General features: G+C 58.3%; 12 protein-coding genes and 1 pseudogene. 9 read left to right on the top strand and 4 right to left on the bottom strand.

Annotated features, from left to right (window positions below):
• Positions 1-16: 16 nt before the first annotated feature.
• From cobA to FHK95_RS04110, 6 genes and pseudogenes are all read left to right on the top strand, one after another.
• Positions 17-853 (top strand): annotated as a pseudogene (cobA, locus tag FHK95_RS04135) (uroporphyrinogen-III C-methyltransferase); the annotation flags it as partial.
• Positions 853-2,346: a cytochrome D1 domain-containing protein gene (locus FHK95_RS04130; RefSeq protein WP_150303593.1), complete on the top strand. Its 1,494-nt coding sequence runs from the start codon at positions 853-855 to the stop codon at positions 2,344-2,346. The pseudogene cobA and the gene FHK95_RS04130, both read left to right, overlap by 1 nt.
• 180 nt (positions 2,347-2,526) lie before the next feature.
• Positions 2,527-2,913, top strand: coding sequence for a DoxX family protein (locus FHK95_RS04125; RefSeq protein WP_178114707.1), 387 nt, complete (start codon positions 2,527-2,529; stop codon positions 2,911-2,913).
• 153 nt (positions 2,914-3,066) lie between these two features.
• Positions 3,067-3,597, top strand: a complete 531-nt coding sequence (locus FHK95_RS04120) for an outer membrane beta-barrel protein (protein WP_150303354.1) — start codon at positions 3,067-3,069, stop codon at positions 3,595-3,597.
• Positions 3,598-3,858: 261 nt separating this feature from the next.
• Positions 3,859-4,614: an alpha/beta fold hydrolase gene (locus FHK95_RS04115; protein WP_150303353.1), complete on the top strand. Its 756-nt coding sequence runs from the start codon at positions 3,859-3,861 to the stop codon at positions 4,612-4,614.
• A 120-nt stretch (positions 4,615-4,734) separates the two neighbouring features.
• The gene (locus FHK95_RS04110) at positions 4,735-6,066 is read left to right on the top strand and encodes a ferredoxin reductase family protein (RefSeq protein WP_150303352.1); all 1,332 of its coding nucleotides are present in this window, start codon (positions 4,735-4,737) and stop codon (positions 6,064-6,066) included.
• A 22-nt stretch (positions 6,067-6,088) separates the two neighbouring features.
• On the opposite strand, the gene FHK95_RS04105 is transcribed toward FHK95_RS04110, so the two are convergent.
• On the bottom strand, positions 6,089-7,732 hold the full coding sequence (locus tag FHK95_RS04105) for a methyl-accepting chemotaxis protein (RefSeq protein ID WP_150303351.1): 1,644 nt from the start codon (positions 7,730-7,732) through the stop codon (positions 6,089-6,091).
• Between the two features lie 570 nt (positions 7,733-8,302).
• Between FHK95_RS04105 and FHK95_RS04100 the strand changes: the two genes are divergently transcribed.
• From FHK95_RS04100 to FHK95_RS04090, 3 genes are read left to right on the top strand one after another with little or no spacing between them, the layout of a single operon-like run.
• On the top strand, positions 8,303-9,673 hold the full coding sequence (locus tag FHK95_RS04100; protein WP_150303350.1) for an NAD(P)-binding domain-containing protein: 1,371 nt from the start codon (positions 8,303-8,305) through the stop codon (positions 9,671-9,673).
• Positions 9,670-10,761: a DMT family transporter gene (locus FHK95_RS04095; protein WP_150303349.1), complete on the top strand. Its 1,092-nt coding sequence runs from the start codon at positions 9,670-9,672 to the stop codon at positions 10,759-10,761. The genes FHK95_RS04100 and FHK95_RS04095 overlap by 4 nt, the downstream gene beginning before the upstream one ends.
• Positions 10,762-10,776: 15 nt before the next feature.
• Positions 10,777-11,070, top strand: coding sequence for a hypothetical protein (locus tag FHK95_RS04090; protein WP_150303348.1), 294 nt, complete (start codon positions 10,777-10,779; stop codon positions 11,068-11,070).
• 212 nt (positions 11,071-11,282) lie between these two features.
• Here FHK95_RS04090 and FHK95_RS04085 read toward each other — a convergent pair whose 3' ends face one another.
• The 3 genes from FHK95_RS04085 to FHK95_RS20555 form a co-directional block, all read right to left on the bottom strand.
• Positions 11,283-11,705 (bottom strand): Hsp20/alpha crystallin family protein, encoded by a 423-nt coding sequence (locus tag FHK95_RS04085; RefSeq protein ID WP_150303347.1) that lies wholly within the window; start codon positions 11,703-11,705, stop codon positions 11,283-11,285.
• A gap of 128 nt (positions 11,706-11,833) precedes the next feature.
• Complete coding sequence (locus FHK95_RS04080) at positions 11,834-13,207, bottom strand: sensor domain-containing protein (RefSeq protein ID WP_150303346.1); 1,374 nt, start codon at positions 13,205-13,207, stop codon at positions 11,834-11,836.
• Between the two features lie 75 nt (positions 13,208-13,282).
• Positions 13,283-13,789, bottom strand: a complete 507-nt coding sequence (locus FHK95_RS20555) for a sensor histidine kinase (RefSeq protein ID WP_456239135.1) — start codon at positions 13,787-13,789, stop codon at positions 13,283-13,285.
• Between the last annotated feature and the right edge of the window lie 19 nt (positions 13,790-13,808).

The following is a 13,808-nucleotide window of genomic DNA, read 5'->3' as shown; positions in this document are numbered from 1 at the left end:
TCAAGGGAAGAAGTGCCTGGTGGAGTTTCAGATGGCGGAACAACCCTTACGAGCCGGTGAAGTAGCCATCGTTGGCGCAGGTCCGGGAGACCCCGGCCTGCTGACCCTGAGGGCACTGATGCTGATTCAGCAGGCCGATGTCATCCTGTATGACCGTCTGGTGTCGCCTCAGATCATGGAGCTGGTGAACCCGGCAGCCGAACGTATCCATGTCGGCAAGGCCAGCGGCTGCCATTTCGTCTCCCAGGAGGACACCAATGCACTGCTGGTGCAACTGGCCTTGAAACGGCGCCGGATAGTCCGACTGAAGGGCGGTGACCCCTATATCTTCGGTCGTGGTGGCGAGGAAGCGGAATTCCTGGTCGATAATAATATCGAGTTCCAGGTGGTGCCGGGTATCACCTCCGCCGCCGGTTGCGCCTCCTACTGCGGCATACCACTGACCCACCGGGACTATTCCCAGAGCGTCACCTTCGTCACCGGGCACCGTAAGTCAGACGAGACCCTGGAGCTGAACTGGGCGGTACTGGCCGCGCCGGGGCAGACCAGGGTGTTTTACATGGGACTGCACAATGCACCGACCATCGTCCGCGAACTCATGGCCCATGGGCTGTCGGGTGACTGTCCGGTAGCGCTGGTGGAGCGGGGCACTACGCCGCAACAGCACATGGCGGTCACCACCCTGCTGGACCTTGAGGCCACCATCATCCGCGAAAATTTCCAGCCCCCGACACTGATCATCGTGGGCGAAGTTGTTCGCCTGGCAGACAAGCTCGCACAACCCGCCGTATCCGGTTGGCAGCGCGGTCGGTGTGACGCCGTCGCAGCCAGTGCCGGAGGCCGGTCTGCATGATGATCCGAAGAAACGCGTTGCTCATTCTTGGCACCAGTCTACTGATTTCCACCTCGCTGCAGGCCAACCCGACCGAGGAAACCGAGGCGCTGTACCAGCAACATTGTGCCAGTTGTCACGGCGCTGACCGGCTGGGCGGCATGGGCCCGGCATTGCTGCCGCAAAACCTTTCCCGCCTCAAACAGCCTGCTGCCGAGGCGGTTATCCGCAACGGCCAGCCCGCCACCCAGATGCCGGCCTTTGCCGATGTTCTCGACGCGGACGCCATCACGGCGCTGGCAGACTACATTTACCGCGCGCCTGCCAAAACGCCTGACTGGGGCCAGGCGGAAATTCTCGCCAGCCATTTACTGCCTCATCCTTCGGGCACGTTACCTGACGAGCCGGCGTACAAGGCCGACATGATGAACCTGTTTCTGGTGGTAGAGACCGGCGATCACCACGTTACCGTTCTTGATGGCGACAAAATGGAGCCGATCCATCGCTTCGCGAGTCGTTACGCTCTGCATGGCGGCCCGAAATACAGTCCTGACGGCCGTTATGTCTACTTCGGCTCCCGCGACGGCTGGATCACCCGATACGATCTGTTCAACCTCACCGTGACTGCCGAAGTGCGCGCGGGTATCAACATGCGCAATATCGCCGTATCGGCTGATGGCAAGTACGTGATGGCCGCCAACTATCTGCCCCACACGCTGGTGCTGTTCGACGCCGCCAACCTCGAGCTGGTGGACGTCATCCCGGTGGGAAATGACGCCGGAGACAGCTCCCGGGTCAGCGCCGTCTACACCGCGCCACCCAGGAACAGCTTCATCGCCGCGCTCAAGGATATCCCCGAAGCCTGGGAAATCACCGTGCAGGATGGCGAGGCTAAGGTTCGTCAAATGCAGACCGACACCTGGCTGGATGACTTCTTCTTCGATCCAGACTATCAGCACCTCATCGGCGCTGCGCGCGACGGCAAGCGCGGCTACGTGATTAATCTTGATACCGGTGCCACCATTGCCGAACTTCCGCTACCCGGCATGCCGCACCTGGGGTCGGGCGTCACCTGGGAATCGCAGGGCAGGCGGGTAATGGCTACGCCGCACCTTGGCACCGGCGCCGTTTCGATCATCGACATGCAAACCTGGGAGGTCATCAAAACTCTCAAAACTGAGGGGCCGGGCTTTTTCATGCGCAGCCACGAAAACTCTCGCTATGCCTGGGTGGATGTCTTCTTCGGTCCTAACCAGGACAAGGTTCACGTCATCGATAAGCAAACCCTGGAGATTGTGAAAACCTTGCAGCCTGCACCGGGCAAGGTCGCCGCGCATGTCGAATTTGACCGCTACGGCAAGAAATTGCTGCTGAGCATCTGGGAGAAGGACGGTGCCGTCATCGTCTATGACGCAGAGACCCTCGAGGAAGAGAAGCGGATTCCGATGAACAAGCCCTCGGGCAAATATAACGTCTGGAACAAGATCAATTACGAGGAGGGGACCAGTCACTGAAGGGCGAAAATGCCTACGCTGGCTGCCTGATGGCCAGCCAGCGTGGCGCAGGCCGCACTTCACCCCCAAAGGCGGGCAGGCTCGGAATGGTTTTCGGGCACGTGGGATCACATTGACCTGCCGGTTATCACCACTAGGCTGGTATCAATGCTCACTAACCAACCGCGACGGGTGACCCCAATGCTAGAGAGCTTACACAACCGTTATGTCATGGCCGTAGGCCGTGTGTTGCTGGTGCTGGTCTATTTCCTGGGTGGGTTTGCCTTGCTTACAGGTGACCTGCCCATCGAATACGCCGCCTCGAAGGGCCTGCCTGCCTTTGCCGTGTGGATCGGTTTTGCCATCAAGCTGTTTGCCGGACTGGCAGTGATCATCGGATTCCAGACGCGTATCGCGGCCTGTTTGCTCATTCTGTTCACGCTGGGTACGGCGTTCATCTTCCACCCGTTCTGGGTCGAGGGCGAGTGGAACACCTTCTGGAAGGAGATCTCGATGATTGGCGGGCTGTTGCTGCTGGCTGCGGTGGGCCCAGGGCCTTTAAGCATCGACGAGCGCAACAGACACTAGGTTGCCGTCTCGTTGTGGCGCGACCCGCCTGGCAATCGGCTGCCTCGAGCCGCGTGCGTAAAGGCAGGTGTAGGCGGGCACACAGGATATAAGCGGCGTTGACATCTATACTTAGCAGGATGATTTTTTCAGGGTCAATATCAGGAGCAGATCATGAATAAAACGAGACTTGTTGGCGCAATCTTGTTGACGTTGGGTATGACGGCCGACGCCCTCGCAGATAATGGCTTCTATGGCGGAGCAGGCATCGGACACGCTACGATTGATGCGTGCGATGGTGTCACCAATTGCGACGATACGGACACCGGCTGGAAGATCTTTGGCGGTTGGGAGATGAATCCGAACGTCGCCTTCGAGGCAGCTTGGGTGGATTTCGGTGAGATCAGTGGATCGGTAGGCGGCTCGGCAGCCAGCGCCGAAGTGGACGGATGGACTCTCGCGGCAAAAGGCACCTGGCCTCTCAACGAGCAGTTCGGCGTGTTCGGCAAGTTCGGCGCGATTATGTGGGATGTTGACGGGAGCGGTGCTGCTTCCGGTATTAGCGACGATGGCACCGACCTCATGTATGGGCTTGGTGCTCAATACATGCTCACCAACCAGTTCGGTATTGTCGGTGAGTGGGAGTGGTACGATATTGACAGTGATGTTGACCTTTATTCCATCGGGGTACTGTTCAAGTTCTAAGATGCTCGATCAAGCCCAATAGAGAAGGCCTGGCAGGTGCCTTCTTTTTGGTTTCTCTTTTCAGGAGAAGCCGCTTAACGTTGTCGGACCGGCCAATAACTTTGCCCCCCTCCAGCAGGTTCTAATCAAAAGGCCGCGATAGCCGTGATGGCGCCGTGATCTTAATTCGGATACGTATCAAAAAAAATACAAAATTAGGTTTTGTACTCTAGCCTCGCCGTCTAATACTTAATCGTCACTGACGCATGTCCTGGGGGGCGTATGAGTCGATTCAAGTCGTTCGATGGGGTAGAGATTTTTTATCAGGCCTGGCCGCGCAAGTCCGCCTTGCCACCGGTGGTGTTGCAACACGGTTACGTGGCCAATATGCGCGTCAATTGGGTGGTGCCAGGCATAGTACGCCGGCTCAACCTGGCAGGACGCAGTGTCATCGCGCTGGATGCCCGAGGCCATGGCCGTTCCGGCAAACCGCATGATTCCGCCTCCTATGGCGAATCCCGCATGGCCAGGGACATAAGCTGCCTGCTGGATGAGCTGGGTCTGGAAGAGGTGGATCTGGTTGGCTACTCGATGGGCGCTACGGTCGCACTGCTGGCCGCCACGGAGGAACGGCGCATTCGGCGTGTAGTCGCGGGGGGTATTGGCGGCGCCACCTTGCATCTGGATAGCCGTTACCGGGCGAGTGGCCATAAGGCTCTGGCCAACGCTATGCTCGCCAGCCGCTGGAGCATCCGCAATCCGACGCTGGCAGGCTTTCGGTTACTCGCGGATATGGTCTGGGCAGACCGCAAAGCCATGGCCGCTCAGGCGCTTGCTTTTCACTCCAAGCGTATCCCGCTGGAGCGCATCACTGCACCCACGTTGATTCTCGCCGGCGAGAGCGATCCCTTTGCCCTGCATCCGCGTAAATTGCAGAGAGCGATCCCGGGTGCACAACTCAAGGTGGTACCTGGCGATCATTCCAGCGTGCTGGTCAAACCGAGCTTTCAGAACGCGATTGTGGACTTCCTGCGGTGAGCTGACGGTTGTCCTGGATCAAATCAAGATCGCCCGATCTTCGCTATCATGAGTGCTCCATCCAGTACGACGTGATGCGCTGACGCCCCTGCCAGAACGATCACGTTCCGGCAGGGATCCATGAAAAACATCCGTATCGTCTACACCATCCTCTTTGTTGGTCTTACCGCGCTGTGGTTGCTGGCTGACAACATCCTCTCTGGCCCCCACGCGTTCTTCCCGGTGCGTGCGTCACTGGTAAATTTCACCGGTGTGCTTGCCATGGGCGCTATGAGCGTGGGGATGGTGTTGGCGCTACGGCCGTTCCATGTTGAGCCTTTTCTCGGGGGCATGGACAAGAGTTATCGTTTGCATAAGTGGCTAGGAGTGACCGCTCTGGTGGTGTCGATCGTGCACTGGGCCTGGGCGGTGGTGCCGAAGTGGCTGGTTGGCTGGGGGCTGTTGACCAAGCCGCAGCGGGGACGCGGTGGCGGACCCGATCACTCTGCGTTGGTAGAAATGATGCAGAGCCAGCGCGGTTTTGCCGAGCTGGTAGGGGAGTGGGCATTCTACGCCGCCGTTGTGCTCATTCTGATCGCCCTGATAAAGCTGTTTCCCTATCGGTTATTCTTCAACACCCACCGGCTGCTGGCGCTGGTCTATCTGGTTCTGGTTTACCACTCGGTCATCCTCATGAAACCCGACTACTGGAATTCGGCTATCGGTCTGGTGATGGCCGCACTCATGGTTGCGGGCAGTATCGCTGCGGTGGTCTCGCTGATGGGCGGGATCGGACGTAACAAAAAAGCGATCGGGTATGTCGATTCACTCGAATATCACCGCGACAACCGCGTGCTGGAAGTAATAGTGCAGCTACGTGATCGCTGGGAAAGTCACAAGGCCGGTCAGTTTGCCTTCGTCACCTTCGACAACCATGAAGGCGCGCACCCCTTCACCATGTCCTCCAGCTGGAACCACCTTGGCACGCTGCGTTTTCACATCAAGGCGCTTGGCGATTACACAAGCAAACTGCCCAAACTCCTCAAAGCCGGGGAAGTGGTGACGGTCGAGGGGCCCTACGGTTGTTTTGATTTTGCCAGCCGACAGGATCGCCAGATCTGGGTAGGCGGTGGCATCGGGATAACGCCCTTTATCGCGCGATTGCAGGCGTTGACCGTGCAGAAGGACGGCCGGGACATCGATCTGTTTTACTCCACCGCCGAACCTGACCAGGAATTCATCAAGCGTCTCGAGCAGCTGGCCCAGGAAGCAGGGGTACGTCTGCATCTGATCATAAATGGCCGGGATGAGCGGCTAACGCCCGACCGGCTATGCGAGCGAGTACCCCGATGGCGGGAAGCCTCAGTCTGGTTCTGCGGCCCCGCGGGGTTCGGGCATGCCCTGCGCGAGGGGCTGGTTGCGCGGGGCTTTGAGGTTGATGACTTCCATCAGGAACTGTTTGATATGCGTTGAGCGTGCAATCGTCTCTGCCCGCTCAGCGCCGTGCTGTCTTGAACTGGCCAATCAGGCGCTCGAGCTGTTCGGCCGCAACCTTCAGGTGCTCGGTATTCTCGGCAGTATCCTTGAGTTCAAACATGACCTTGCCGCCCAGGGCGCTGAGCTGGTGAAGGCTGCGCGCAATTTCGTTGGATGTCTGTGACTGTTCTTCGGTAGCCGCAGCCACCTGGTGCGTCATATCGGTAATGGTCGATACAGACGTGGCGATCGACGCCAGTGCGGTCCGGGACGCTTCAACCTGTACCTGCATCTCTTCGGACTGCCGGTGGCTACCTTCCATGGAGTTCACGGCCTTGGTCGTGCCACTCTGCAACAAGCTGATCATTCCCTGAATCTCGTCAGTCGACCGTTGCGTGCGGCTGGCCAGCGTTCTTACCTCGTCGGCGACCACGGCAAAACCGCGTCCCTGTTCGCCGGCCCGGGCTGCTTCGATGGCCGCGTTGAGAGCGAGGAGGTTGGTCTGGTCGGCAACGCCACGGATAACCTCCAGCACCGAACCAATGGTTTTCGAGTTCTCGTTGAGTTCACTCACTGCCTGGCTGGCACGCGTGATATCGGTCGCCAGCGTGGTCATCATCGCCGAGGTGTTGTCGGCCGTCTGGTGACCCCGTGCGCTTTGCGCTCCCGCTTCCTTTGCCGCCTCCGATGAATCGGACATGCGCCGCGAGATTTCTTCCACCGTTGCACTCATTTGCTCTACTGCGGAGGCGATGGTGTCCAGTTCACTGCTCTGCTGATTGTAGGAAGCCTCGGCCTTGCCCATTGCAGTGCCCACATCGGTTGCGATCTGCCGGTTGCGGGAGACCACATCGCGCAGCTCGTCTATTACCCCGGACAACTTGTCGGTAAAGGCGTTGAAACCGCGCGCCAGCCCGGCCACTTCGTCGTTGCCAGTCGCGTCGAGCCGCTGGGTCAGATCACCTTCACCGGTGGCAATATTATTCATCGCGCGCACTGCCTGGCCCAGTGGACCGTTGACGCTGCGGGTGATGAGCAGATTGAACCCAATGAGCAGCACAAGACCGAGCGCGACAAGGGTCAGCTTGGGCGTCATTTGCGCCCAGAAAAACCCGTTAACATCGTCGAGATAAATGCCAGAACCCAGCACCAGGCCCCAGGGCTCGAACAGCGAAACATAGGAAATCTTGGGCGCCGGATCCGTCACGCCCGGTTTCGGCCAGGCATAATCAACAAAACCGGCGGCATCGGCACGGACCACATCGTTCATTTCACGGAATAGAAACTTGCCGTCCGGATCCTTTACCTGGGCGATGCTGTTGCCCTCCAGCGCCTTGCTGAAGGGATGCATAAGCATCTTCAAGTCCAGCGTGTGCACCCAGAAGTAATCGTTTTCCCCGTAGCGCTGCTTCTCCAGAGTCGCCATGGCCTGTGCTTTGGCCTGCGCCTCGGTGAGTTCACCACTCATTTGTCGGTCATGGAAATACTCCAGCACGCCCATCCCGGACTCGACAATGTGCTGGGTTTTCAGCGCGCGCCCATCGAGCAGACTTTGTCGAAAGTCCACCGCAAAACCCGCCACCAAAACACAGATGATAACCAGAGTCAGCGAGGTGACGGCAAGTAGCCGCTGGGAAATGGTAAATCGACGGAGAAGGTTCATATGTGCGCTCGATTAGGGGCGGTTGTTCGCTGAAATACTCTGTCTGCAAGCATTAGCGCAACGTATTCGCCGAAAGGCTTAAAGGGATACTGTCGAGCTTGATACGGTCCAGGTGACTGCGATCCGCATGCTGATCCTATTAACTGTTTCGGCCGCTTGTAAGAATGTATGAGAGATATTTGCGTCAGCCTGCGACGCCCGACACAGAGGGGCGCGGCCGACCTGGACGGCCGTTATGGAAAACACGGACCTCCAACTTGTGTTAACGTGCCGTTCCTGAATACACGTTACCCGGCGATTTATTTGCCTGGACAGTCGAGCGCTTCCCTCCGGCGTCTTCTCGATTTACTGGTATTTCAGCTCGGCGGCCTGTCCGCCCCCGGCCGTCTGTTTCATCAAACAGATGCTGCCTTTATCACATTGCGCCATCGGTAAACCCGACATTAATGCGCCCATTGCGGAGCCTCATGGCCGAACCTTTATGGTTCGTGCCGCGCTCATTTCCGCTTTTAATCGTCGCCTGGGCGTTCTCGCCCGACGCACGATGCATCGCTATTAACTGGAGTCATTATGACCTTAAGAATCGCCATTCTAGGCGCCGGCCCGAGCGGCCTGGCCCAACTACGTGCCTTCGAAGCCGCCCGCCGTGACGGTGCTGAGATTCCCGAAATCGTATGCTACGAAAAGCAGAGCGACTGGGGCGGTATGTGGAACTACACCTGGCGCACCGGCCTGGACGCCTACGGCGAGCCCGTGCACGGCAGCATGTATCGCTACCTGTGGTCGAACGGTCCCAAGGAAGGTCTCGAGTTTGCAGATTACAGTTTCGAAGAGCATTTCGGCCGGCCTATCCCGTCCTACCCGCCGCGTGCCGTGTTGCGTGATTACATCATGGGGCGCGTGGCCAAGAGCAACGTGCGCCAGTACATCCGCTTCAACACGGCGGTGCACTGGGTAGCGCAGGACGAAGCAACCGGTAAGTTCGCGGTCACCGTGCGCGATCTCAAGCAGGACGAACTGAGCACCGAAGAGTTCGACCATGTGATCGTCGCCACTGGGCACTTTTCGACCCCCAATGCGCCGTACTTTGATGGTCTGGAGCAGTTCCCCGGCCGTGTATTGCACGCGCATGATTTCCGCGACGCGGTTGAGTTCCAGGGTAAGGATCTCCTGTTGATCGGCAGTAGCTACTCCGCAGAAGACATCGGCACCCAGTGCCACAAGTACGGGGCCAAATCGGTGACCTTCAGCTATCGCACCCAGCCGATGGGCTTCGATTGGCCGGAATCCTTCGCCGAAGTGCCGCTGTTGATCGAAGTGGTCGGCAAGACGGCGCACTTCAAGGATGGCACCAGCAAGGAAGTCGACGCGATCATCCTGTGTACCGGGTATCAGCATCACTTTCCGTTTCTGCCCAATGAACTGACGCTGACCACGCACAACCGGCTGTACCCCGAAGGCTTGTACAAGGGCATCGTTTCCCTGGCCTGTCCGCAGCTGATGTTTCTCGGCATGCAGGATCAGTACTACACCTTCAACATGTTCGATGCTCAGGCCTGGTATGCCCGCGATCTGATGCTCGGTCGCATCAAGCTGCCAACAACGGCAGCGATGCAGGCCGATTGCAACGAATGGGTTAGCCGCGAAGAGCAGGTGGCTGATCCCTTCCAGGCGATCGACTTCCAGGCAGCCTACATACTCGATCTGCTTGAGCCCACTGACTACCCCGCGTTCGACGTAACCGGCGTAGCCGAGATCTTCAAGGAGTGGGAACACCACAAGGCAGCGGACATCCTCGGTTATCGCAACAAGAGCTACCGCTCGACCCTGACCGGCACTCTGGCGCCCGTGCACCACACGCGCTGGATGGATGCACTGGACGATTCGTTGGAAGCCTTCCTCTACGAAGAACCGACTCACTCTGCCAAGGAGAGTGCATGAGTCAATCAAGCCTGAGCCAGGCACGCTCGCGTTTCACCTCCAGCAGCATCCGCTGGGGGTTCATGTGGGCACTGTGGTGTGCCGTGCTCTGGGGCGCCTGGTATGTACCCGGTTCGGCAGTCTGGTTTGAAGCGCCATACGTAGACCTGAGCTACGACACCAATGCCCAGTTCCTGCTGGCAGCGGCGGTGCTGACTACCTTCAATGCCATTGCCGTGCTGTTCTTCCTGTTTGTCTGGAACGGGGTGCTGGGTAAATGGGGTGAATATGTACGCACCATCAAACAGATGCGCTACATCTCCAAATGGTTCTTCATTGGTGCCATCTTTGGCGGTCCGATGGCGATCTTTGGCTCGTACCTGGCGATGGGGTATATCGGCGGAGCGTTCGCGGCTATTTCAGCGCTGATGTATCCGATCATTGGCGCCACGCTGGCCAGACTCTGGTATCAGGAGAAGATCACACGGCGCGCCGCGCTGGGTATCTTCATCATCCTGGCCGGCGGTGTAACCGTCTATGCTCCCGGCATTATCGGCGAGCTGACCGGTACGGGCGAGGCCGGCTGGCTTGGCTATCTCGGCGGCGCGATGGCGGCGCTGGGTTGGGGTGTCGAAGGCGCTATCGCCGGCCGCGGGCTGGACGTGGCGGACCCGGATGTGGGCATCACTGTGCGGTTCACGGCTGAAGTCCTCTACTGGGTAGTGCTGATTCTGCCTGCGATCTACCTCTTCACTGATCAACCGGTAGTGGAGCTGGTCGTGGCCACATTCAATTGGGCAGCGCTGGGCTGGCTGACGTTGGCAGGTGTGACCTTCGCCTTCTGTTATGTCTCCTGGTACAAGTCCTTCCCGTTGATTGGGGTCGGGCGTGGCCAGGCCATTGCGGCGTTGTACGGACTCTTCGCGGTGATCTTCCTTGCGGCCTTTACCTTCAAGTTTCCGGAATGGAATTTCCTGGCAGGTCTGGTGCTGTTCGTCGCGGGTGGGTTCGTTATGTACACGGAAAATAACGAAGTACTCGAAGTCGTGCGCGCCGTGTCCACTGACAGCAAAGCGTCCAATACCACCGCTAATGCGGCCAATGTGTGAGTACAGGAGCAACCCATGAATAAACTGCACATGAAAGGCCGTATTCTTCAGCTGATCAATGCCAAGCAGGACGCCGGCATCTGGGACTGGCAAGTCACCGACGCATTGATGGCGGAGTTTGGTTTGAGCGGCGCCTACTGGCGCGGCAACACCCGCGTCACGCTGACGGACCTGTTCTCCAGCGGCATCATCGAGAGCGTTGAGGAGAAGCTCGACGACGAGGCGTATTTCGGCGCAGGTCGGGTGCTGTTCAAATTCAGAGTCAACGACTTCGGTCGGCAACGCATGCGTGATACTGCGCTGGCCTGATCGCCAGCGTCACCCACTCTAACCAAGGAGATACCATGTCTGATTTCTGGGGTTTTCCGGGGGCTGATATGCTCGCCGTCGCGGTTATCATCGTGCTCAGTGGCCTGGCTCTGTACCAGGCCCGAACCTTTGTAACCAAGCTCTAAAAGCAAAAACGCTGGTCGCCCTGTTCGGGGCGCCAGCGGACTGCCTTTCCTATACAGACCTTCCTCTCACTCGATTTCCAGCTTGCGACCACCCGGTGATTTCTGCCGCTTGGGCAGTTCCATCTTCAGCACGCCATCTTCGTAACGGGCACTGGCCTGGTCAGTTTCCACCTCGCTGGGCAACTCGAATGAACGTGCCACACTGCCGTAGTAACGTTCGCTGCGCAGGGACCGCTCATCCTTACTGCTGTCCTGCTGGTGCACTTCCGCTTTCAGCGTGACCCGGGCGCCTTGCACATCAATGTGAATGTCCTCCTTCTTTACACCTGGTAGCTCCGCACTGACCTGAAAGGCATTGTCAGTTTCCTGCACATCGATACGGATCTGCTCAGGCAGGCTGTCGCCATGCAGCGGGCGGATAAAAAAGCCCTCAGAAAAGTCCTTGAAAAAATTGTCAAGCAACCGGTTACGCGGGACAAGATTACTCATGGGGATATCCTCTTGAAGCACCTAGCACAAGAGAGAAGCTAGTTATCCGGAATCCCTTTTACAAGGAGGCTTGCAGCAATATGACCAAAGGCTGACCCAGATCAATGGGCATTATCGCCAGCGACGGTTCAACCGGCGGCTGCCGGGTGCTCCACAATGTTATAGCGCCTGCCGCCGTTGCGCTTGGAGACGTACATGGCCTCGTCCGCGAGCTGGATCAGCTGCAGCGGGTTCTGGCCGTGCTCGGGGTATACCGCGATGCCCAGGCTGGGCGCGCTGAACACGGTTTTGCCATCCAGAACGTAGGGGGTGCTCAGCGCGGCCACCACTTTCTCGGCCACCACAATGGCATCTTCCCGTTTACTGATGTTATCCAGCAAAATGGCGAATTCGTCGCCGCCCAGACGGCCAATGGTGTCCGACTCGCGCACACACTTTGTCAGGCGTCCAGCCACTTCGCGCAGTAAAAGGTCGCCTGTGGTATGGCCGAAGCTGTCGTTGATCTGCTTGAAGTTATCCATGTCCAGATACAGAACTGCCAGCCGCAAGCTGTTGGTTTTGGCTCGCTGAAGGCCATTCTGCAATCGATCCAGAAACAGCGCCCGGTTGGGCAGTTGGGTCAGGTGGTCGTAGCATGCAAGGTATTCCAGCTGCGAGTGCGTGCGCGTGCGCTCTATCACTGTCGTGACCTGGTCCGCTACGAATTGCAGCAGCTGCTTATGCTCGTCGTTGTAGCGCGCGGCGCCCGTATAACTCTGGAGCACCAGAGCACCGATGGTCTCGGTGCCCGATAGCAGCGGTACACCCAGCCCGTTAACCGGCTGCGCTCCGGCTAGGGTGCACGACGTTGCCAACCAGGGTTCGGCCGTCTCAGGCATGAACAGCATGGCTTCGCCGGAGCGGATAACTTCGGCACTCAGCGTGCCGGAACGCAATGATTGGCGCGGTGCGGGCGCGTCGAATTGATCGACGCAATAGGAGACGTTCAATTCATCATTCGCCGCGTCGTATAACACCACGGAGAAATGTTCGGCCGGCAGCAACTGGCCGATGATCTCATGCACCCGCGCATACAGTGTCGGCAGATCCTTGGCCGAGTGCGCGACATCCGAAATTCTGTACAGGGCGGCCTGCATTGATTCGGCACGCTTGCGCTCAGTGATGTCCCGCGCCACACCGACCCGCACCTGCTCAGTCTCAAGCCATTGGGTGGACCACATGATATGCACAATATGGCCGTTTTTGTGCAGGTAACGGTTCTCATGATCGTAAGAGGGCAGGCCCGCATTGATGCGCTTTACAAGGGTCCGGGTCGCATCACGATCATCCGGGTGCATCATCTCAAAGGACGTGCGACCGATCATCTCGTCGGGTCGGAATCCGAAAACACGCTCACTGGCCGCGCTGACCGAGAGAAAACGGCCTTCGGTATCCACTATGCAGACAACGTCCAGTAGCAGATCGAGTAGCTTGTCGTGGGGGAGTTGGGGAGGAGCGGTCATGCCGGTAACTATACTGGCACTTTCGTAGCGTCCGCTAGCGCAATAGCGCTTTTTCTGCAGCAGATACATACCTTTTCAGTGCTTGGCTGGGACCTTGGGCAGCATCACGCTGAAGAGCGTCCCGGCACTCTCGGTGGACTCCACATGAATCCTGCCGTTATGCGCTGTCACCAGCTCTTTGACGATGTACAGGCCCAGCCCAAGATTTCTGTTCGGGTTGCCCTGCATATGATGCTTGCGGTTGGAAATCTCGAAGATCTCCTGCTGGTGCGCTACCGGTATGGGTGTGCCGTCATTTTTGACCGTGAGGATGACGTTGCCATCACCGCCTTCACAGGTCACCACGATCTCCCCGCCCGCCACGCCATGCTGCATCGCGTTGCTGATAAGGTTCTGGCAGATCTGTGCGACGCGCAGTCGGTCCCAGGTGCCGGTACAGTCGCCCGACACATAATGCTTGAAACGGTGGGCATGATGTACGGAGCGAAATTCTTCTACGAGCTGACGAGAAATGGCAGCCAGATCGGCGTTGCCAAAACTTATCTTCAGGCCCGTTCCAAGGCGGCTTTCGGTAAAGTCCATCAGGTTATCCAGCATTTCT

The sequence above is a fragment of the Pseudomonas saliphila genome, assembly GCF_008638345.1.
Taxonomy (GTDB): domain Bacteria; phylum Pseudomonadota; class Gammaproteobacteria; order Pseudomonadales; family Pseudomonadaceae; genus Halopseudomonas; species Halopseudomonas saliphila.
The sequence above is the reverse complement of the archived record's forward strand: the minus strand, read 5'-3'. Positions and strand labels throughout refer to the sequence as shown.